This is a genomic window from Salinicola sp. V024, from assembly GCF_052645315.1.
In genome coordinates, this window is sequence record NZ_JBQXYB010000019.1 from 14,048 (window position 1) to 33,583 (window position 19,536).

The 19,536-nt window shown below is 61.2% G+C and carries 35 protein-coding genes; 16 read left to right on the top strand and 19 right to left on the bottom strand.

Features of this window, described 5'->3' with window-relative positions; translation table 11 throughout:
• Positions 1-141: 141 nt before the first annotated feature.
• From ACUN9V_RS18675 to ACUN9V_RS18735, 13 genes are all read right to left on the bottom strand, one after another.
• Positions 142-264, bottom strand: a complete 123-nt coding sequence (locus ACUN9V_RS18675; RefSeq protein ID WP_445512476.1) for a hypothetical protein — start codon at positions 262-264, stop codon at positions 142-144.
• Entirely contained in the window at positions 257-703 is a 447-nt protein-coding gene (locus ACUN9V_RS18680; protein WP_445512477.1) for a hypothetical protein, read from the bottom strand. The genes ACUN9V_RS18675 and ACUN9V_RS18680 overlap by 8 nt, the downstream gene beginning before the upstream one ends.
• Positions 703-1,176, bottom strand: coding sequence for a lysozyme (locus ACUN9V_RS18685; RefSeq protein WP_445512478.1), 474 nt, complete (start codon positions 1,174-1,176; stop codon positions 703-705). The genes ACUN9V_RS18680 and ACUN9V_RS18685 overlap by 1 nt, the downstream gene beginning before the upstream one ends.
• Entirely contained in the window at positions 1,160-1,447 is a 288-nt protein-coding gene (locus tag ACUN9V_RS18690; protein ID WP_445512479.1) for a hypothetical protein, read from the bottom strand. Before ACUN9V_RS18690 ends, ACUN9V_RS18685 begins: the two co-directional genes overlap by 17 nt.
• A 229-nt stretch (positions 1,448-1,676) precedes the next feature.
• Positions 1,677-2,954 carry a tyrosine-type recombinase/integrase gene (locus tag ACUN9V_RS18695; protein ID WP_445512480.1) on the bottom strand — a complete coding sequence of 426 codons (1,278 nt, stop codon included), beginning with the start codon at positions 2,952-2,954 and terminating at the stop codon, positions 1,677-1,679.
• A gap of 84 nt (positions 2,955-3,038) precedes the next feature.
• On the bottom strand, positions 3,039-3,725 hold the full coding sequence (locus tag ACUN9V_RS18700) for a hypothetical protein (RefSeq protein ID WP_445512481.1): 687 nt from the start codon (positions 3,723-3,725) through the stop codon (positions 3,039-3,041).
• A 271-nt stretch (positions 3,726-3,996) separates the two neighbouring features.
• The gene (locus ACUN9V_RS18705; protein WP_445512482.1) at positions 3,997-4,158 is read right to left on the bottom strand and encodes a hypothetical protein; all 162 of its coding nucleotides are present in this window, start codon (positions 4,156-4,158) and stop codon (positions 3,997-3,999) included.
• Positions 4,155-4,580 (bottom strand): hypothetical protein, encoded by a 426-nt coding sequence (locus ACUN9V_RS18710; protein ID WP_445512483.1) that lies wholly within the window; start codon positions 4,578-4,580, stop codon positions 4,155-4,157. Before ACUN9V_RS18710 ends, ACUN9V_RS18705 begins: the two co-directional genes overlap by 4 nt.
• Before the next feature lie 2 nt (positions 4,581-4,582).
• Entirely contained in the window at positions 4,583-4,936 is a 354-nt protein-coding gene (locus tag ACUN9V_RS18715; RefSeq protein WP_445512484.1) for a DUF1064 domain-containing protein, read from the bottom strand.
• On the bottom strand, positions 4,929-5,051 hold the full coding sequence (locus ACUN9V_RS18720) for a hypothetical protein (RefSeq protein WP_445512485.1): 123 nt from the start codon (positions 5,049-5,051) through the stop codon (positions 4,929-4,931). The genes ACUN9V_RS18715 and ACUN9V_RS18720 overlap by 8 nt, the downstream gene beginning before the upstream one ends.
• A gap of 110 nt (positions 5,052-5,161) precedes the next feature.
• Positions 5,162-5,605: a hypothetical protein gene (locus tag ACUN9V_RS18725; RefSeq protein WP_445512486.1), complete on the bottom strand. Its 444-nt coding sequence runs from the start codon at positions 5,603-5,605 to the stop codon at positions 5,162-5,164.
• Positions 5,602-6,174, bottom strand: coding sequence for a hypothetical protein (locus tag ACUN9V_RS18730; protein ID WP_445512487.1), 573 nt, complete (start codon positions 6,172-6,174; stop codon positions 5,602-5,604). Before ACUN9V_RS18730 ends, ACUN9V_RS18725 begins: the two co-directional genes overlap by 4 nt.
• Positions 6,171-6,392 carry a hypothetical protein gene (locus ACUN9V_RS18735; protein ID WP_110644094.1) on the bottom strand — a complete coding sequence of 74 codons (222 nt, stop codon included), beginning with the start codon at positions 6,390-6,392 and terminating at the stop codon, positions 6,171-6,173. The genes ACUN9V_RS18730 and ACUN9V_RS18735 overlap by 4 nt, the downstream gene beginning before the upstream one ends.
• A gap of 144 nt (positions 6,393-6,536) precedes the next feature.
• On the opposite strand from ACUN9V_RS18735, the gene ACUN9V_RS18740 reads away from it, so the two are divergent.
• From ACUN9V_RS18740 to ACUN9V_RS18810, 15 genes are all read left to right on the top strand, one after another.
• Positions 6,537-7,181, top strand: a complete 645-nt coding sequence (locus tag ACUN9V_RS18740; protein WP_110644095.1) for an XRE family transcriptional regulator — start codon at positions 6,537-6,539, stop codon at positions 7,179-7,181.
• Positions 7,182-7,286: 105 nt separating this feature from the next.
• Positions 7,287-7,595, top strand: a complete 309-nt coding sequence (locus ACUN9V_RS18745) for a hypothetical protein (RefSeq protein WP_445512488.1) — start codon at positions 7,287-7,289, stop codon at positions 7,593-7,595.
• On the top strand, positions 7,588-8,016 hold the full coding sequence (locus ACUN9V_RS18750) for a hypothetical protein (protein WP_445512489.1): 429 nt from the start codon (positions 7,588-7,590) through the stop codon (positions 8,014-8,016). The genes ACUN9V_RS18745 and ACUN9V_RS18750 overlap by 8 nt, the downstream gene beginning before the upstream one ends.
• Position 8,017: 1 nt before the next feature.
• Positions 8,018-8,296, top strand: coding sequence for a hypothetical protein (locus tag ACUN9V_RS18755; protein ID WP_445512490.1), 279 nt, complete (start codon positions 8,018-8,020; stop codon positions 8,294-8,296).
• 45 nt (positions 8,297-8,341) lie between these two features.
• A complete protein-coding gene (locus ACUN9V_RS18760; RefSeq protein WP_445512491.1) occupies positions 8,342-9,016 on the top strand; it encodes a hypothetical protein in 675 nt (224 codons plus the stop codon).
• Positions 9,016-9,147, top strand: coding sequence for a hypothetical protein (locus ACUN9V_RS18765; protein WP_445512492.1), 132 nt, complete (start codon positions 9,016-9,018; stop codon positions 9,145-9,147). Before ACUN9V_RS18760 ends, ACUN9V_RS18765 begins: the two co-directional genes overlap by 1 nt.
• Before the next feature lie 43 nt (positions 9,148-9,190).
• Complete coding sequence (locus ACUN9V_RS18770) at positions 9,191-9,922, top strand: hypothetical protein (protein WP_445512493.1); 732 nt, start codon at positions 9,191-9,193, stop codon at positions 9,920-9,922.
• A gap of 14 nt (positions 9,923-9,936) precedes the next feature.
• Positions 9,937-11,109, top strand: a complete 1,173-nt coding sequence (gene rdgC, locus ACUN9V_RS18775) for a recombination-associated protein RdgC (RefSeq protein WP_445512494.1) — start codon at positions 9,937-9,939, stop codon at positions 11,107-11,109.
• Complete coding sequence (locus tag ACUN9V_RS18780) at positions 11,106-11,516, top strand: hypothetical protein (RefSeq protein ID WP_445512495.1); 411 nt, start codon at positions 11,106-11,108, stop codon at positions 11,514-11,516. The genes rdgC and ACUN9V_RS18780 overlap by 4 nt, the downstream gene beginning before the upstream one ends.
• Positions 11,513-11,788 carry a hypothetical protein gene (locus ACUN9V_RS18785; RefSeq protein ID WP_445512496.1) on the top strand — a complete coding sequence of 92 codons (276 nt, stop codon included), beginning with the start codon at positions 11,513-11,515 and terminating at the stop codon, positions 11,786-11,788. The genes ACUN9V_RS18780 and ACUN9V_RS18785 overlap by 4 nt, the downstream gene beginning before the upstream one ends.
• A 2-nt stretch (positions 11,789-11,790) precedes the next feature.
• Complete coding sequence (locus tag ACUN9V_RS18790) at positions 11,791-12,111, top strand: hypothetical protein (RefSeq protein ID WP_445512497.1); 321 nt, start codon at positions 11,791-11,793, stop codon at positions 12,109-12,111.
• 404 nt (positions 12,112-12,515) lie between these two features.
• Complete coding sequence (locus tag ACUN9V_RS18795) at positions 12,516-12,776, top strand: hypothetical protein (RefSeq protein WP_445512498.1); 261 nt, start codon at positions 12,516-12,518, stop codon at positions 12,774-12,776.
• 180 nt (positions 12,777-12,956) lie between these two features.
• On the top strand, positions 12,957-13,601 hold the full coding sequence (locus ACUN9V_RS18800) for a ParA family protein (RefSeq protein ID WP_110644106.1): 645 nt from the start codon (positions 12,957-12,959) through the stop codon (positions 13,599-13,601).
• A gap of 58 nt (positions 13,602-13,659) precedes the next feature.
• The gene (locus ACUN9V_RS18805; RefSeq protein WP_110644107.1) at positions 13,660-13,899 is read left to right on the top strand and encodes a hypothetical protein; all 240 of its coding nucleotides are present in this window, start codon (positions 13,660-13,662) and stop codon (positions 13,897-13,899) included.
• On the top strand, positions 13,899-14,138 hold the full coding sequence (locus ACUN9V_RS18810; protein WP_445512499.1) for a hypothetical protein: 240 nt from the start codon (positions 13,899-13,901) through the stop codon (positions 14,136-14,138). Before ACUN9V_RS18805 ends, ACUN9V_RS18810 begins: the two co-directional genes overlap by 1 nt.
• Positions 14,139-15,097: 959 nt before the next feature.
• Here ACUN9V_RS18810 and ACUN9V_RS18815 read toward each other — a convergent pair.
• Both ACUN9V_RS18815 and ACUN9V_RS18820 read right to left on the bottom strand, forming a co-directional pair.
• Positions 15,098-15,382, bottom strand: a complete 285-nt coding sequence (locus ACUN9V_RS18815; protein WP_445512500.1) for a HigA family addiction module antitoxin — start codon at positions 15,380-15,382, stop codon at positions 15,098-15,100.
• A gap of 137 nt (positions 15,383-15,519) precedes the next feature.
• A complete protein-coding gene (locus ACUN9V_RS18820; RefSeq protein ID WP_445512501.1) occupies positions 15,520-15,798 on the bottom strand; it encodes a type II toxin-antitoxin system RelE/ParE family toxin in 279 nt (92 codons plus the stop codon).
• Positions 15,799-16,001: 203 nt separating this feature from the next.
• On the opposite strand from ACUN9V_RS18820, the gene ACUN9V_RS18825 reads away from it, so the two are divergent.
• Positions 16,002-16,634: a recombinase family protein gene (locus tag ACUN9V_RS18825; protein WP_445512502.1), complete on the top strand. Its 633-nt coding sequence runs from the start codon at positions 16,002-16,004 to the stop codon at positions 16,632-16,634.
• Between the two features lie 46 nt (positions 16,635-16,680).
• Here the strand turns inward: ACUN9V_RS18825 and ACUN9V_RS18830 are convergent, their stop codons facing one another.
• From ACUN9V_RS18830 to ACUN9V_RS18845, 4 genes are all read right to left on the bottom strand, one after another.
• Positions 16,681-17,034 carry a hypothetical protein gene (locus ACUN9V_RS18830; RefSeq protein WP_445512503.1) on the bottom strand — a complete coding sequence of 118 codons (354 nt, stop codon included), beginning with the start codon at positions 17,032-17,034 and terminating at the stop codon, positions 16,681-16,683.
• Positions 17,035-17,095: 61 nt separating this feature from the next.
• Entirely contained in the window at positions 17,096-17,392 is a 297-nt protein-coding gene (locus tag ACUN9V_RS18835; RefSeq protein WP_445512504.1) for a hypothetical protein, read from the bottom strand.
• Between the two features lie 489 nt (positions 17,393-17,881).
• Complete coding sequence (locus ACUN9V_RS18840) at positions 17,882-18,838, bottom strand: hypothetical protein (protein WP_445512505.1); 957 nt, start codon at positions 18,836-18,838, stop codon at positions 17,882-17,884.
• A 237-nt stretch (positions 18,839-19,075) separates the two neighbouring features.
• On the bottom strand, positions 19,076-19,312 hold the full coding sequence (locus ACUN9V_RS18845) for a hypothetical protein (protein ID WP_445512506.1): 237 nt from the start codon (positions 19,310-19,312) through the stop codon (positions 19,076-19,078).
• Positions 19,313-19,536 lie beyond the last annotated feature (224 nt).

Genomic DNA, 19,536 nt, shown 5'->3' on the forward strand with positions numbered 1-19,536 from the left:
TCGGCTTATTCCCCTTCGACATAACAACAACCTCGGCTCAGGAAATTTTCGTATGTAGCCAAATTCCGCGATGCTCTGCCCCCGTACTACGGGTAGGGGGTGGGGGAGGACCCAAGCCAAAATATGCACCACTTCGGTGCATCAATCGATGTCGGCCGGTTCCTGCCGAGACTGGCTCGCCACCACCGCCCGATCGGCGTTCGCGCGACGGCGCAGAAACTCATAGTCAGCGAGCAGGTCGAGCAGGTCTCGACTGTCAGTCACCGACCGCGCCGGCGCTGGCAGAGGGTCGGTCAGGTACTCTGGAAGGATTGGGCACATCAGCTTCGGCGGTGGCTCCTTCACGGGGGAGAAGCCGCACCCAGTCAGTAATGTCAGCAGGCAAAGGGCGAGCCAACCATTCAGCGTTCTCACCATCGTCATCCTCCAGTGTGCCGAGATCCGCTCGACGGCCTTCGATCCATTCGGCTGCCGCTTCGAGCGTGGCCTGCCGATCATCGAGCGCCTGTATGGCTGACTCGAATTGCGTTCGCTGCCAGTCTGCTGTCGTCATCGCCACCTCTGCCGCATCCTCCGCCGCTGCCTGCCGAACCTCGGCAAGATCGGCGCGGCTCGATTGACCGTCGTAGGCGAGCCACGCCACCAAAGCCAAGCCCCCGACCAGCCCCCACGGCAGAACGCGACCAGCAAGAATTGAGCCCATCACTCAACCCCCATAAGACAAAGCGACCGCTCTTCGGCCCGCCGCGTCACCAACCCGCGCAAGCGCTTACCACCGGCATAGACCCAACGCGGGAGCTGGTTACACGCCCCGACGATGTCACCTGCGTTCAGCTTCTTGAGCAGCGTCGACCCAGCGAATGCACCGCGACCGACGTTAAAGACGAACGAGCCCAACGAGGCGCGCGTCGTTTCCGGAATGTCGACCGTTACGAGATCATCGACAGCGCTCAACGCTACGCCGAGATCTGAGCGTAGAAACGCTTCGCACTGCGCCGGCGTCGCGGTCATGCCTGCCGTTACGTCACCCGTGTGCCCCGTGCAGACCGTCCAGACCCCTACCGCATCCTGATAGCTCTGCATCTCGGTGCCTTCGAACCAGGGCACGATCAGCAGCAGGATTCCCATCGCACCACCGGCGATGGCGCCGCCGAGCTTCTTAGTCAGTCTCACCATTGCCTCCTCGGCGATCCCGCCGGCGCTCGGATAGATACTTGATGACATCGAACGCCAGGCGGGCCATGACGAGCACCACGCCCGCGATGCTGACAATGTCGGCGGTTACAACCTGCACGCCTCCGAACTGAAAAAGCGGCATGTTGAGCAGCGTCATGACGTCGCCTGGTGATGGCATGACGCCGACGTCGGAGGCCTTGGCGCTAGACGACAACGCCGTAACGCCACTGCCGCCGCCGTATGCGATCACGCGGCCAGAATCGACTCTCATTCGATGCTCCAACTGTCAGGCACAAAAAAGCCCAGCCGGTGAGGGCTGGGCAAAGCAGGGATCATTCAAGGGTGGTGCGCTGCATGCACAGCAACACACCATGACGGGAACGATATAGCTAACTGCAACGATATGCAACAAGTCTCACCAAATCGTGACAATGACAAGCCGCCGTTTTCCGCTTCGATGCTCAATAACGGACACTCCTAACGGTTAAATCCGGTCGATCCTATACGGCACCGCGCCACCACTGAGCTGCATGGTTATCGGCTCCAGACGTCTGTCTCGGGATTGTCTCGGTCAGGATGGTGGAAATTCCGCGCTCGAAAAGCCACTGGTGATAGCGAGTCAGAGCCTCTTCCGCTTGGCGTTCCACGTACGTATGGATATAGGTTCGATCGAGATCCGACAGCGCATGATTTAGGAGCAACTCCGACACCAGGTAATCGACGCCGAGATCCGCCCATGCAGTACGTGCCAGCTTTCGGAGATCGTGGGACGTCCAATCCCCGCCCCCGATATCAGCGACCCATTCATGCGCGGCACTCTTCCCGATCGGCTTTCCTTGCGATCCTGGGAACAGATACACACCACGGTATCCGCGCGACAGCTGCCACTCCCGGTATCGCTTCAATAGCGTCAACGCGACGTCGGTCAATGGCAGGCGATGTTCTCGGCGGGATTTCACGTGCGCGGCAGGTATCGTCCACCGGCGACCAGCCGACAGATCAAAGTGCCGCCACTTGGCCAGACGCGTTTCTGATATTCGCGTCCCGAACAGAAGCACTAGCAGCATCAGCACGCATGCTCCCACGCGAGCGGAACCGATGATTGGCAGGATCTCCGGCAGATGATCGGCGCGCAAGCGGCCCGGTTTCGGCTTCGCCCGAGCATCGAGGAAGTCGGATAGTTTCACGTCCACCACTGGATTGACTGATATCTGGCCCACCTTCGCGGCTTGTTTGAAAGCCACCTTCAAAACGGCAAGCGTCTGCCGGATCGTCGACACTGCATAGCGGGCCTGCATCGGCCAAACCAGGTTGTCGTCGAGATCCGCCGCTGCAAGGTCGGCAAGCGGAAACGACTCTATCGCCGGCAACAGGTGCCGGTTGATGGCGACGCGATATTGAGACTTCCGGCTCGCTGATAACTGCCGACTCTTGCTCGAGCGATCGCGAAACCACACCAGCAGATCTCCCACCGTCTTCCAGCTCGTCGCGCCCACGGGTAACGTAGGATCGACAGCCATCCGCGTTTGAATCTCCGGCAGCTGAGCGATGACGGAACGGCTCGCCAGATCCGGCCAAGCACCGATTTTGCGCCAATGATCAGACCCACCCGCAAAGCGCACCACGAACCACGAAGCTCGAGTGCGGGCCTGGTTGAAGCGCACGCGCAGCGGGTAGCGCGGATCGCGCAGCTGACGAATGGCTGGGTCGGACATATGCCGACGAATGACGGCATCGGAGAGATTGACGACGAGTGTCGCCGGGGAATGATCAGGCATCGGCTGAACTCCGGGCAGCAGCGGCCCGCGCAGCCGCGACAGTGCGGCCGCGAGCCGATGCGTTAGCGTTAAAGCGTTATGGCGTTACGTATTTGTGGTGGGTAGTGCCAGCCAGACATGCCCGTCGGCGATCAGACTCTCAGCGGCGAAGACGCGGTCAGAATATTTCGGCAGCTCGTTGAGACGACGGATGAACAGCCCGAGGCACTGATCGGTAGATCGGCGCTCGAGATCCTTGGACGTGATGCCCAAGCAGACAATAGCATCCCTTAGCCAGCCTCCACCGTTGAAGATGAAATCAGCGCAACGCTCGCCGAACAGCTCCAGCTCTTTATGCAATTCGGCCGGCGATCCGCCGCGCGACAAGCAGCGATCTCGCGCCTGGGCGAACGCCACACGATCTTCGTCATAGAGAAATCCCGCCTTGGCTAGGTCCCTCTCCCGGACGCGATCATTCAGCGACTCAATGGCGCGCTCAACGTCGAGCCTGGCATGCTCATTGTAGGGATTGGCATAGGGGCCGCGCTGAAGATGGTCTAGACGATCCAGGCAGATCGCAAGCAACGCTTCCAGGCTCACGCCGTTGACGCCATGATCGGCAGGATTGCTCTGCTGGAACTGAACATGCAGCAACGCTTCGGCGCCGGCGGTCACGACGTACTGACTCTGATCACCGCCTTGCCCGTATGGGCCTTGCGCAGTTATCTGAATATTCATGTCGGCCCGCCCGGGTTCGATGTGGTGCCGAGTCACTTGTCTGACGGTATTCATTGGACGCCCTCCTTTGCTGGTGAAACGCCCCACTTAACCATTTCGATCAGGCGCAACACCTGAAGGTCAGATTGTCTGGGCGTAAGACCCTGCTCCTCATATCGATCCACTCGCGTTTCATGAAGTCGCTTAAGGGTCTGAATCTCATCCGGCCGCAAAGGACGAAGCTTATCGGGCACACCAATCATGGCTGTTACCTCTCGTCGGTTCTCCGGCGGGCGCATTGCCGTGCGCGATTCCGCCAGCTTGATGTCTTTATATCTTTAAAGCGTTATAGCGTTACGCTCACCACCCGCGCGACGCCGAACTGCGAGACCACTCTTTCGAACGCCTCGGCTTCGCTGGCCAGCCTCGACGACACCATCGAGAATGACTTGACCTCTCCCGTTCGGGAGTCGGCCACCTGCACGCGAAACACCCGGTTGATGATCATCGCGCCACGACCCGTCGCTCGACTTCACCTCGGGCCCAAGCCAGCCGGCTTCGATAGGTCCGCACGGAGACATTCAGCAGCGCCGCTTTAGCCGCCTGATCCGTTCGATGCGGGTTGTACGGTCTAGCGCCACGGCGCTGGCAAACTCCCGCGTGCGCCGCGTTGTACTCCAGCCGCAGCACGTCAGCTGCCAGCGTTTCATCCAGCGCGATCGCCAGCACCGCCGCTTCGACCTGTTCCTCGATCGGGAACGCCGCCGCGCACACCACGTCCGCCCCGCCAGCGCTCGGCAGTATCTGGCCCTTGCCCTCCATCCACTTAGCCAGCACCGAACGCGGGGCAGCATGGTGGTTGCCTTGTTCCAGCCACAGCGCCCAAGCATCCAGCAGGTCATCTATCCGGGTTCGTGCGCGTCGCGCCATCGTTACGCCTCGATGATCTCGATCGGGTAAAGCGCCTCGACCTGCCGCTTTTTCAGCTTATAGGTGTCGGTGCGATGCCCTTTGACGTCGACCCAATCGACCGATCCATCCGCCAGGAACACCTGAAAATCGATGACGTATTTCACGCCGCCTGGCAGCCCGATCGGCACCTGGCGCAAGAACATCACCACCTCGCCGGCCTGCTGCCGCGCTTTCAACTGCAGGTAGTAGTTCGCCTCCTTTTTCGAGTCGAACGTGATGCCATCGATCACCGTGCGCTTGTTGCCGTACTTGCTGCCGCCTTTGCCCAGCGCCTGCTCGAGCGTCGGCGGTCGCTTCATGCGGTGACTAGGCACGAAGAATCCCCGCCAGCCAGGCATTCATTTCATTGAGCATCGCCAGGTAACGATCGCGGGCACCGACATCGCTATCGAATTCGGCGCGGCTTTTGACCCCGCAGTAATCGCGCATAGCATTAGCCGCCTCGTCGTCAGTCGAGGCGCGATAGCCTTTCGATATGACAAAGTCACGAAATACCGACTGCTGGCAAACTCTGGCAGAACCTCTCGCGTAGCTGAACATCACGCCCCCTTCGTCGAGCGCTTGCCTTTCGCCGCCAGCGACAGCTCGGACAGCGCTTCGACGGCATCCAAGTAGTGCCGATTGCCACCCTCGGTATCCGTCACCAGCCGATCGCCCCAGTGAATGACCACGCTGTCGCTCGGCATGCCCTCGACGTGCCATATCTCGCCGCCACGGGCGCGGATCACCTTCGCCTCCGCCTCGCACATCACATGCACCATCACGGCCCCGGAAAATGAAGAGCCACGCATATCGTCGATTCGATCCCGCGTGCGCTCGGCACGCATGATCTCGTCGTGCATCTTTCCCGGCTCTGGCGAGCAGATGGCCAAGCGCGCCAGCCGTCGTGGTCCGCCCGCCATCCGCAAGCCGGCATCGACCAGCGCCAAGCCCATGTTGTCGCGGCGGGCCATCGTCGACCCCGCCAGCCCGATCAGAATCATTGTCTTGCCTCTTGGATGCGGGCCGCGCGTACGGCCTTGAGTTGATTGTGTAGCTCGGCAGGTGTCGGCCCCACGCCATGCTCGACTGTCCGCGTGATCGCCCTTTCCATTTCATCGGTCGTCACGTTCGACGCGATCCAATGGCGGTACTTGCTCGAATAGGCTTCGCCCTTTGCGTATGCCAACGGCACGCCCACTTCGGCATGCATCCATGCCGCCCACTGCTCGGGGTCGGTGAACAACTGCGGGCCGCTCGGCGCGGTTTCGGCTACTGGCCAGCAGATGCCGGTCGTCGTCACGGTGACGAATTCGCCATCATCCACGAGCGTCACCAGCCCGATCTCCGCCAGCGCCTGGATGAACTCCAGCGCCACATCGGGCGGCGCTTCGAGCAGCGAGCCCAGCGCGCTATAGACGTATTTGCGGCGACAGGTGTCGCCCTCGGGCGCTTTGGCCAGGTCCTCCAGCAGCAGCAACAGCCGCGCGTAACCGATCAGCGCGAAACGCTCGATGACCTGCTCGACCTTGGGGCGAGACGAGTAATCGACGGGGAATAGAAAGGCGTTCATGCGGAAACCTCAGCCTCGGCGCGCGCCGTCTCGATCGGCTGGTAAATGCCGCTCCAGTCGACTCGATAGCCGCTTTTCTCGATGATGTTCCTGGCCGATCGTTGACGTGGGGCGCGCTCGGCGTGATACCAGCTGCGCACCGAGCGGTGCTTCTCTCCCAGGAGTGTCGCCGCCGGTTTGATTCCGCCCACCTCGTCGACCCAGTCGTTAAATGTCACGAATAGGGTTCCGCTGTCACGTTTTGTGACAGCTTAAAGCGTGAAAGCCGCCAGCTGCAAGGGTTTTCATATTCCCCTTGCCACGTTTTGTGTAAACTGTCACGGAAACGAACGGCCAGCGCCGCACAGCATGGGGAACACTCGATGTCCGACACCACCGAAGTCATCGCCGAACGGCTGGCCACGTTGCGTCGTGAACGGGGAATGACGCAGGACGAAATATCTCGCTTTCTCAAGATTTCGCGCGGGCGATACGCCAACTGGGAAACCGGGCTTCGCTCTCCCAAGCTGGACGAACTGGCCAGCGTTGCCGACAAGCTCGGCGTGCCGGCGGGCTGGATCGTCGGCTGGACCAACGACCGTTCGAACGTCGCGATCGGCAGCACTGGCTACGTCACCACCAATCGCACCAGCGTGCCGACCCGCAACGGCTCGGCGCGGATCAACAATGCCGCCAGCATCACCGCCTACAGCGCCGCCTATCTGGAAAAGCGCGGGCTCACCGAGACGCAATGCCTGTCGTTCATCGTCGCCGACGACGACATGCGCGAGGTCTGCAAGCGGGGCGATGAAGTGCTGATCGATCGAAGCGTAAAGGCGCCGGGCTCCAGCGACCTGTTCGGCATTCTCGTCGACGGCCAGGCCTGGGTTCGCTGGATTCGCCGCAACCTCGACAACACCTTCACGGTATCCGCCGAGGCAACCGACAACGAGCAGACGCTATCGCGTGAAGCGCTCGACGAGCTGGACATTCTCGGGCGCGTTGCCCGCATCGCCAGCGATCGATAACCCTTAGACACCGCAAATCACGGCAGCAAGGCCGTGTTTTTTTGCGTCTCGACTTGACACAAAACGTGGCAGGTTGAAACATTACGGGACAGCCGGGAGAGCCACATGAGCCAGAACATAACGCAGCCATCGATTGTCAGCCTGATGCGCGTCGCCGATTTTGAGCAGATCAGCCTGATTACCACCACGCGCACATTCAGCACGTGCATGCATCAGAACACCGCCATTGCGTTCGGTCTGGAGGCCGCGATGAGCCGTGCCGTCGATAACGGCGAGTGCGATCCGGACACGCTGCAACAAATGCATGCCGGCACCCAGCTACTGGCCCAGCGTCTCCGCCAGCAAGCACGGGACATGGAAGAGCTGAGCGGCACGCTGGCCGCTCTCCAGTCGAAGGCGCGCAGCCATGAGTGATCCGCGATTCATGGGCGAAGACGTGGTTGGCCTGCCCGGCCAGAACCTCAACGACGACGAGTTGGCCCTGCTGGTCGCCCAGGCCAATGGTCGCAAGCCCAGCGAGATCCAGCAGGATCTCGGGTTCGACGCGTTCACCGTCAGCCAGCTCGAGCGGACTACCAAAGCCAAGCTGGGCGCCGGCACCAAACCGCACACCATGTCCCGCGCGTTCGTCCTCGGCGTCCTTATCCCGCGAGCGCTCTGCCTGCTGCTCTGCATCGCCTCGATCAACGCCTACCACACCGATGGCACCCAGCGCGTCCCGAAGCGCTCGCGCGCACCGATCACCGCCATGGGCGGCGCCCGCAGCGCCAAGAGCAAGCGCGACGACGGCCCGCTGCCGGATCTCGTCGCGCTGATGGCGTGTCAGGTGGCATGACGTGCTTGTCTATCTGCCCACCCGTCGACACTGCCGCTGCCGCATTTGCGGTGCCCGGCAGGTCAAGCCGAAGCACCCCGACGAATACGTGCGCGGCCCTCGCTGCCGCAACTGCGCGCGCGTCGGCACGCTTCGCATCGACAAATGGGCGGATAGCAAGCCATGGCGCCGGCACGTCTGCCGCTGCGATGGCTACCACTTCCCGCACCGCGAAGGCTCGCTGTGGTGCTACGAAAACCCCGATTACCCGGTCGAGCTAGACCGCCGCATGTTCGCGTGACCGCACGGCAATGCGCCCGCGAATAACCACTGGAGAACCGACACCATGAAAGCACTACTCGACGCCTTCAACGAACGTCAGCGACAGATCGATTCCGAAGGCTGGAAGCCGGAACACGACGACACCCACGATGCCGGCGAACTAGCTGCAGCAGCAGGCTGTTACGCCTTCGCTGCGGTTCGCCAGGTATGCGGCCTAGACCCGATTGCCGCGCGCGGTGCCGGAGAAGGCTGGCCATTCCGGTCCGCTTGGTGGAAGCCGTCGACGTCGCCCCGCCGCAACCTGGTCAAAGCGACCGCCCTGCTGCTCGCCGAGATCGAGCGACTGGATCGGGCTCACGTATCCGATCAGCCCTCGCCTGACACGCTATCGGAGTGCTGGAGCCTAAACGACGAGAAATACCGCTGGACCAGCCTCGAAGAACTGGTCGACGACAACGACGATATCGAAGCTGGCGCGACGGTCTATCGGGCCGATCCGGTACGTCACACCGGCAGCGGCTACATCGACAACAGCGCCGATGTCATCGAACGGATGGGAGAGCAAGCCTATGACCAGGTCGGAGAGTTCGCCGACGACTACCCAAACCCGAGCCCCGAAGCGATGCGGCTGCTCGAATCGTTCATGAAGTCCTGGGCGGATGAACATTGCCCGCCGTCGTTCTACGCGGTCGAAAACTCCCGCCCCTACGTCATCCAGCAAAGCGACCTGGAGGCCTGATGATGTCCTACAACCGCATCCGCCACCCCAAACCAACACGGCTGCAGCTCGCCTGCCGGGCGATCTACTGGGTCACCGTCGCTTGTCTCTTCGTCTATGCCGCCGCCGGCATCTTCGGGAAGGAGGCGTGATATGCCAGGCCCACGCTGGAGCGACCCAGACCGAGAAGCAATCATGGACCACTACCCCACCGGCGGCGCCGGCGGGGTACGCCCGCACCTTCAAGAGACGCACACCGACGAGCAGATCCGCGCCATGGCGTCGCGCCTTGGCGTGAAGCGCGGCAAGCCATTCCTCCGAGGCGAGGAGACCAAGGCGCTGATCGGCGATCTGGAACGGGAATACCGCACCGGACGGCCTGACCTCAAGAAGCTGGCCGCTCGACACCACGTCGATTACTACTGGCTGAAGCACGTCGCCGCCAAGCGCGGCCTGGCCACCACCAAATACCGCCGATGGCCGCCAGAGGTCGACGCTCTGATCCAGCAGATGGATGGCACCAGCCCTGACGTGATCTATCGGCGCCTTAAATCCCTTGGCTATTGCTATCCCCTTTCCGCCGTCGCCCAGCGCCAGCAGCAGCTCGGCAACAGTACCGCCGACAGCAACCTGTACACGCCCCACCAGCTGAGCGAAGCCCTCGGCATGACATCGGACCGCATCAACCGCTGGATCGATGCCGGGCGGCTGAAAGTGACACGGCGTTCAACGCACGCCGGCACGCCCAACACGCATCGATTCATCTCCACCAAGGCGCTGCGCGACTTCATCATCGCCCACCCCGGCGAGATCGATCTGCGGCGCATCGTTCCCGCCTGGCAGCCGTGGTTCATCGACATGCTGACCAACAAAACCGCCGACGTCGGGTATGTCACCGCCGGCACCCCTGAAATGCGCGTCGCCTGACGCCCGGAGATCCCATGTTTTTCAAATACGCCATTCTCTACAAGGTCCACCAGGCGGCGGTCGCGGTCGAGGAACTGGAAGCCGCGCTAGCCGAATTCGCCTTCCGCCCGGTATCACCACGCGAAGCGCGCCGGGTCGGCTGGACGACGCCCGCCGGCCGCAGCAGCGAGATCCGCGCCCACGCGGTCAACGGCCACTATCTGCTGGCCATGTTGCGCCAGGAACGCCTACTGCCCGCCGCCGTGATCAATGACGAGGTCGACGATCGGTGCGCCGCACGCGAGCAGGCCGAAGGCCAGCCAGTCTCCCGCCGCGAAAAGCAGCTGATCAAGGAAGCCGTCCTCGAGGAGCTGCTGCCCCAGGCATTCACCCGCACCCAGCGCATCGAGCTGTGGTGGGATACCCAGCGCGGCACCATCGCGATCAACGCCTCCAGCCGCAAGCGTGCCGAAGAGGTGCTGGACCTGCTGCGCCAGACGCTCGGCTCGCTCAAGGTCACGCCGCTGGCCACCAAGACGCCGCCAGCCCGGACCATGACCGAGTGGCTGACCGATGCTGGCACGCGGCCGCAATGGCTCACCCTGGGCGGCATCGTCGAGCTGCGCGCCGCCGAGGACGACGGCGTCTTCCGCGCCCGCCAGGTGGATCTCGATAGCGAAGAGGTCCAGAAGCTGGTCGAAAACGGCCGTCAGGCCACGCAGATGAGCATCGGCAACGAAAGCCGCGCCCGCTTCGTCCTGACCGACGATCTCGCGATCAAGTCGCTGACGTTCGATGATGCATTACTGGATCAGGCATCCAGTGTCGAGACCGAAAGCGAGGCCGCACGCGTTGACGCTGACTTCGCCATCATGACCGACGTCTTCCGCGACGTGATCGCGCAGCTGATCGACGCCCTCGGCGGCGAAGCGGTGGCCACCGAGCCGGCCGCGCTCGAGGAAGGTGTCTCGATCAAGATCCGCCAGCCCGTCAACGAAGCCGAAGATGCCCTGCTAGCCGACGCAGCGACGTTCGTATTCAGTGAGAAACGCGCATCGATCAGCGCCCTGCAGCGGCGCTTTAAGATCGGCTACAACCGCGCCGCTCGCTTGATCGAGGATCTGGAGCGCGCCGGCGTCGTTTCCGCGATGGACAACAGCGGCACGCGGCGGGTGGTGACGGCGCGGGCTGGGGAGGTTGAGGCATGACCATGACCTACGAAGCTTGGCGCATTTCCTACCAGAGCGCCGAACAGGCTGCCCGGGCGGCATATGACGCAGCAGTGAAGAACGCGGCAGCACGCGACGCGTTGGCGGCGCATGTGGAGCGGCTGACGCAGATCGGTAATTGCGCCGATATGTGCGCCTTTGGGGTTACACGGGAGTCCGAGCTTTGGGTAGAAGCCTGCGAAGACGCCCCAGAAACCAGCCTCGCCCAGCGCGATATCGCCATGCAGGCGAAAGGCGCAAGGCTAGTTGCGGAAAAAGCCTGGGAGCGGACCCAGTGGCAAACGCTGGGCGTCACCTCCCAGGAAAAGGCGGGGAACCTCGCCACCATAGTTGCCAACGAGCTATCGCGTGCAATCGTTGAACCTCTAGACGGAGGTGCCGCATGAATTCCCGCGAAGAGCAGATTCGGCGTGCCCAGGCAAAAACTCACCACACCTTCAGCGCGGCCGCTGCTATCGAAAGTCGGCCAACTCGGGAAGGCAGCCCGGCGGCAGACGCAATGCCGGACGGCGTCCGGCTCACGCTGCTGGCCGTCGTCACCGACAGAATGATCAGCCTGCGGAGCGCCCCGGACACCAACGATAAAACCCGCCAGCTCGGACGCCTGATCCCGGCGGCAAACTGGCTTATCGACGACGACAAAGACAAGGAGTCCTAGCCATGACCATCACCCCCGAAACCGTCGAGCGGAATCGAGACGGCATGTGGAGCCATTCCGCATGGGATGCACTGTTCGGAGATCGCGAGAACATCACCTGCGACGAACTCGACACCTGGTCCGAAAGCCACAACCTCATCGTCGAATGTCACACGCTTGAGGACGAGCCAGAAAGCCGGTTTTCCGCACAGCTAGAAGCCAGCGAGCCGATCGACCTCAACGAATGGCCCCTGCAACCGCCCAGCGACGCAGACGGCTGGTTTTTGCTGGCCATCGTCGATACGGAGGACGGCCCCTGCCAGACCTGGGCGCGGCTATTCTGAAATAATCGGGACATTGTCACGAATACGGGCGCCGCAATGGCGCCCGTCGTTTATCGAACTGCTGTGAGTGCGGCCCGCCAGCCGCACCACCAGCCTAGATCAATCCTCTGAATTGACCCACTCCCCCGCCGATGATCCCCCTGCCGGTTGCATTGACGCTCATCGGCCCCGGGTCTAATGTCCGTTCGTCGTCGCTCATCGTCGACCAGGTTTGGAAGCCTGAAAGCAGCCAGCGCACGCCCCAGGGCGCGGCGCCGACCGCGCACGCCCGTTTATGGCGGGTCGTGCGTGGGGCGCCACGGCGCGCCGGGTTCTGGTTGCCCCGGTCTTCCAACCTGCGCACGATCCGCCTCCAGCGCTTGGAAGCGCCAGCGGATCGCTCATCGCAACCAGGAACGCCCATCATGCCCACGACCTCCACGCTCACCCCGCTACCTCAATCACCGATATCGTTACGCACCCGCCAGCGGATTCACCTGCAGAGCCAGCAGGCGCTCGCCATGGCCAACGGCGTCGACGCGCTCGCACAACGTGCAGTCGAGAACGGCGAGGCCAGCTACGACCAGCTCCAGCACATTGCTCTGCTCTCCGCGATGATGGCCGACCACGTCCGCCAGCTATCGTCCCACTGTGCCGAGCTTTCATCACCTGCCGCCAACGACTGACCGCCCTACCCTGGCCACGGATGGCCATGCCCTCGAATTCGTAACGCTGTAACGCTTGCGTTATTTGACGCTTTACCACTTGAATCCCCGCCCCTCTAGGCATAGACTCAATTTGTACTTGTAACGCTGTAACGCTGGCGTTATGTAACGCTTTCAATCTCTCACGACAGGAAAGCCACCATGGGAAACATCATCGGCGTCGTCAGCCAGAAAGGCGGACCAGGTAAAAGCACCATCGCCCGCGCGATCGCGACGTCATTCGCCGCGCATGACTGGAACGTCAAGATCGCGGACATGGACACGAAGCAGTCGTCGACAGTCGGCTGGCTAAAGCGCCGCCTGGATAACGGCATCAAGCCAGATGTCGCGGTCGAATCGTTCGGCAGCGTATCCCGGGCGCTCAAGGTCGCCGACCAATACGACCTGCTGGTGTTCGATGCAGCGCCACACGCCAGCGAAGCAACCGTCGAGATCGCCCAGGCGGCGGATCTGGTCGTTATACCCACTAGCCTGGCGCTGGACGATCTCGAGCCGGCCGTGATCCTCGCCGCGACACTCGTCCAGAAGCACGGCATTCCGCTCGAGAAAATCGCCATCGCGCTATCAAAGTGCGGCGACAGCCAGGCCGAGCTGCGCGACGTTCGCGCCTATCTCGGCGAGACGCCATACCTGATACTCGACGGACAGATCCCCGAGAAGACATCGTTACGGCAGGCGCAGGACATTGGCCAGTCGATCACCGAATCCCAGCACGCCGGGCCGCGTGCGAAAGCCGACCAGGTCATCCAGGCAATCATCGACCGATTCGAAAAGCTCACGGCGTAACGCTATAACGCAATCGTCATAGAACGCTGTGACGCAATACCGCATAGGAGATAGACCAATGGCAGGACCGAGCAAAAAGCCCGCAAGAGGGAAGGGCGCACCGCCGACGCTGAACGACACCCCGGCCGTGGCCAGCAACACCAGCCAGCCGGCAGACGGCGAGAAAACCACGTTCAACACCCGCGTCCCGCCGGAGTGGAAACGCCGCCTGAAGGTGTTCTGCGTCGAGCACAACATCGACATGGTCGACTTCATGATGGAAGCCGTCGACAAGAGCCTGAGAGAGAAGGGCGGCTGATGGAGTCGATCGACTACCGCGTCGCCGTCGACCAGCTGGTGCAGTCGTTCAACGGCATCGCCAATCGCGGCCAGTGGATGGAGGCCATCGAGAATCGACGGCGACAGGCCGGCGACGAGTACCAGACGCTGAGCGGCGAACAGATCGCGTTCGCGTGGCTGGATCTCGCAAGAGAAGAGCGGCTGGGGATCGAGGTCGACCCGGTGCTAGGCCTGACGGTCTACGTCGCGCAAGAGTAGGGAAGCAGGGCAGAAACGAAGTGGCCGTCGGGTCTCTCACCACCCGACGGCCGCGACACAAAACCACCATGGGATTGGAAAGCATCATGTCAGATACCGACTATAGCATCATCGCACGCACCCCGATAACGCAGATCCTCCAGCTGCCGATGATCAGCTGCAGGCGCTACTCGAGCGTTGCTGCCCGCTCACGCGCGCCGCGCTCGATCCGATATTCCGCGCCAGGTAGCGCAAGCCATGACCGCCACGGGCCGCACACGCGGCCCGTTTTCGTTTTCGCCGGCGGAATCAGTCAGGTTAGATGACCTGGGTGGTAAGCGAGCAGCATCGGTAACGGTATAAGGCGATACGGAAGGGTAAAAAACAGAGTGTGGTAGAATGTTTTTCCCAGTAAACAAAACGCCGCCCTGGGTGGGCGGCGAGATGTGCAATCGTGCTCGAACACGATTGCTGCGGTCAAAGACCTGCTTAACGGCTGAAGTCCAATTTACGCTCGAAAATGGCGTTTTTCAACTTTTAGTTGAATCTATTTGTAACTGGCACCGCGAATTCTTTATGCCTTTTACGCGCAGATTTTTGAATGTAAGCCTTGGAGTCGTTGAGCTGGCCGCGATCGGTAACGCATCTGAACAGTTTTGGACTTTGCCCCGGACAGGGAACCGGCTGCCTGAAAGGCGAAGAACCGCAATCGATCGCGTCCAAGACCTGCTTAACGGCCGCCGCAAGCGTGTAAGGCAGACAACTGCAAGCGGGCGATCCTCGATAGAGGAAACGATATGGATAAATTCATTCGTATCGCCACCCTTGTCGTGGACATCATCAAGATACTGGTGATGATCCTCGTCAAGTAGTAGCAAGCCCGGCGCGGCCTAGGGTCGTGGCGGGCTTTAGTATGCAAAAAGCCCGGCGGGATGGAGTCGCCGGGCTTTCTTTATTGAGGCTGAATGCCTACCACACCATTACACGGCCGCGAATCTAGGGATATGGTTCTGATTGCGGCTCTCCGCTTGGGAAAGGTCGTAGTTCGCCTGCATGGTAAGCCAATGATGGGCGTTACCAATGCCACCATGCTCGAGACGCACGGCCAGGTCGGAAGAAATGCTCGCATGCTCGTGCAGCACGCGGGATACCGCGTTTCTGGACATGCCCAGTTTTTCGGAAAATTCGGTGACAGAAAGCCCCAGCGCTGGCACAACACGGCGGCGCAGGAGGCGGCCAGGGTGCGGCGGGTTCTTCATGGTCATATCAATTGTCTCTCGTCTCTTGGTTAGTCTAGCTATCAGACTAGTCTGTCTGCCTGTCTATCTTTACAACGGTCTATCCATGATCACTTCGGTGGGCCTTGGTATCCGCCCATCAACGGATACCAAGGGGCGCCGGCTTAGTGATAGTCCTCGTAATCCACCTGATCCGCGTCCGCTCCATCGAAAGTGAACGTCACAACCCAGTTACCGTTGACGTGTACCGAGTAGGTGTCTTTTCGATTTCCCTTCAGCTCGTGGAAGTCAAACCCCGGCAGGTTCATGTCGCTTGGTTTAACCGCTGCGTCCAAGGCTGCCAGTATGTCTTCCAGATCTTCTATGTGGTTCGGTTGTACTCCTTGCTGTTCGCCTTTCGTATGGAGCCTTTTCAGCCCCTTGTGTTTGATCCGCTTAATCATCGCATTGCTTTGCCTCCTTGTTGTTGATCGACACACCTAGTGTAATGCGTAACGTGTCGCAGGTCAAATAGCCCGTAAGGTTTTTAGAGTACTCCCTAACCGCCCCAGATCTCGACGACATTGCCGAGACCGATTTTCACTCTTGCGCCCATCCTAATCGCCCCACACCATAGCACCCTACCCATAACGCCCCAGGTGTCGCGATGTTCGTTCGAGCCTACCTCCGTGGCAGTACCGCCGAGCAGGACGCCCAGAGAGCCCGCCAGCAGCTCGTTGACTTCGCTGGCCAGCACTGTGCCCCGATCGCCAGCTGGTACGTCGAGAATGCCTCGGGTGCATCGGCAAACCGCGGCGAGCTTCGGCGGCTACTCGAGGACGCCCACGCCGGCGACGTCATCCTGGTCGAAGCCATCGACCGGCTATCCCGTCTCGATCGCGACGATTGGCGCGAACTGCGCGCACAGCTCGACGCCAAGAGTCTGCGTGTCGTCGCGCTGGATCTTCCGACGAGCCACCTGGCGTTATCGCCGACGGCGGCCGATGACTTCACCGCCCGCGTGCTGGATGCCGTCAACGGCATGATGCTGGACACACTCGCCGCCGTGGCCAGGAAGGATTACGAGGACAGGCGATACCGCCAGCGGCAAGGAATCGAAAAGGCCAAAGGGGAAGGGAAGTACCAGGGCAGGCAAAAGGACATGCCGAAGCGCCGACGCATCGCCGCGTTGCTGCAATCCACGCACGCAGACGGCCGGAGCTACTCGATCCGAGACGTGGCCAACTTCATCGGCTGCAGTACCAGCACCGTCAAAGACGTGAAGCGCGACGGGCCATAGCCAAATATCGCTATATTGTGCGTTATAGCGTTAAATCGTTATAGCGTTACGGCGCGGCCCGCTGTCGCCGCTTGCGAATCTTCGCGCTGATCCGCGTCCAGTCGTCTGGCTGCAGCCACAGCTTGCACCATTCCGCCAGCAGCTCGGCGCGCCTGGCCGCCGTGTGGTCATCCGGATAGTTCACGAAGTCGCCGGCAAGCGCCAGCAGCTGCGAGATCCCATCACGCCCACGCTTCGGCGTGAACTCAATGCCGCTTTCCCGCATCCGTTGATTCAGCAGCTCAGCACTCCGGCCCAGGTTCAGCGTGTGATTGGTGGGATCTATCGCCGCACCGATCAACGCGCCCAGCCACATCTCGACTTCCTCCGGGGCGATACTCGAATAGCGTTCGCGGGGCATGCCGTAATCTCCGTGACAATGTCACACCATTTTCGCCGGTAAACGTGAATATGTCACGCAATCAATCGCCGCGGAAGTGATTCACCAGCTGCCAGGTGTCCGGCGTCGTTTCGACGTAGCCAGCGGGCCCGGATCGCGCCGGCCGACGAAGCAACTTCGCGGCACGCAGATCCACCGGCTGGCCGGTGGCCACCTGCAGATAGCCAACGCCGGCGCAATGTTCGCAATGCAGGCGATGGAATACTCCCGCCAGTGTGCCCTGGCCATGGCATAAGGGGCAGGCTTCGGCGGCAAAGTGTCGGCTGGTATCGATCATGGCCATATTGTACGGGGTTGCAGTGATGGCGCGTAGCGCCATGAAAGGCGCCCACCGGCCATTGGGCACGGTTACCCATTCTATCGCGCCGTAACGCGCCGTAGGCGCTGGACAACTGGCAAATCTCGGACTTCTTCATTGCAGCACTAGGGGTGTCCAGAGGGGCGTAGCCCCTTTGGGACAACGGTGCGTAAGCACCGGCGGCAGGATCTCGACTTGTCGAGGCATTTTAAATGCCTTGGGGATAACACCCAGGCACTGGGTGGTAGACCTAACTACGGTTTTTCATAAGGAACTACGTATTAACGATAGGCAGGTAATTTCTAAACGGCCAGACTTAATATCATTACCAAATCACTTAATTTTGTTGGTCTCCCACCATCGATACTGGGCGACGGGATTCGAGGAGGAAATGGCACGCGGAGGGAGGCAAAAGCAGCCGATCGGGGAGTGTCGGCGCTGAAATATGGGCGCTAGGGAACGGGCTATGCCCGGCGGGGCCGGGTCAGGAAGGCGGGGCAGGGAGTGGTGCTACTCGTTCTGCTGGGCGAGCCAGACCTGGTACGGCGGATACTTCTTGTTGACCAGCTCTCGAACCTCACGCGGCGAAGCGTTGGGGTTGTTCGCCGCGACTTCGGCGGTCCAGCGCAACACCTCTTGCGAGTATTCCCGCTGACGCTGTTTATCCGGGTTCACGTCCGGCGTGTCGCGGGGGCCGCGTCGATCCTTCGGCATGTATGACCGACCACCGCCGCCGGCGATCTTGCCGGTAACCAGGTTGGCCCTGGCTTTCTTCGCGTCGCCCTCGCCGGGGAACTGCTCTTCGAAACGCTTTTTCGCACGCCTGAATGAGCGGCTAGCCCAGTCGCGCAGCTCTTTCAGCTTTCCGTAACCGATGCCCAGCGCGACGAGGAAATCCTGATTGATGTGCTTGATCGCGGGCCGGGCACGCGTGCTGCCGTCCGGGCGTTTCACGGCGATCTGATGGACCGTGAACGCGCCAGCCAGTTTGAGCCGGCGCCATGCGCGATTAAACCGCTCGGATGGCTGCGGGTAGCTCGGGTCGCAGCCGGGCGCGAGCAAGCCAGCAACTCTGGCCAGCTCGCCGCAGGAGCGCGGGGTGAAAGTGCCATCGGCCTTGGGCGTGCCCACGCGCAGCGAGGCAAAATCGAGATGCTGAATGATCGCGGATAGCACCAGGCTTTCCGCCGCCCGGGCTTCACTGCGGTTGCTGCGAGGATTGCCGTCGAGGTTTTTGCGCCCATTAAGATTCGAGAGCGTCGGCAGCATGGCCGGCGACTCGTAATAGCGCTGGACCAGCTCGAGCAGCTTCTGTTGCGCCTTCGGCAGCTCGCGCTGCGTCGTCGGCTTGTTGAAGCGTTCGAACTCGCCCTTTTGCGGGTCGTGCCCGCATCGATTGCCCGTTCCCCAGAATTTACCCGGGTGCGGGTACGCCGATTTACCCCATCTGAGGGCAAAATGCGGCATGTGTCCTGCTGACCCCATGATCCGCTTGGCTCCAATTTTGGCCAAGGCTTGCCCATCGTTCTGGCAGCGGATACACTGGGGGCGTCGGTTCTCTCCAGTGTGTCCGCTGCGAAGAACATCCGAAAACGCTGCCTTGCCGGGCGGCGTTTTCTTTTTGTGCAGCCTAAATTATTGAAATACCTGCCTTTTCTATCTCTTTCCGCGTTTGCGTCTGGCCTCAGTCTAACACCACAAAAGTCACTTTGACACGTTTTGTGACAGGATTTTTTGTTCGACACCCATTTCATCGGCGACTTGCTGGACCAAACAGGGGATAGCCTCGTCGACCATTTTCAGCCCGTGGGAGTAACCGGGGTGCTCACGGTCTTGGCTCAATTCCAGGTAGGCGATCTGGTGTCGAATCTCCGCGAGAGTATCACGCGAATCATCCCGCACTAAAGGATTGCTGCCGTAACGCCCTGATGTACCACCCATACGTACTACCTCCTGTCTCTGGTGATGGCCCCTCACGGGGTGAGAGAGCCGATTGTTATCGGCCTGTTTTACTGTACATTTAAACAGTATTTTATGGCTACTGACACCGCCCGCTTATACGAGATATCGCACACGGCACTCAGTAGACGACCGTGAATCCTGACCGTCACAGACTGTCAGCCCGCCACGCTGCCGGCCATGTCGCGTGTGCGACATGCCTCAGG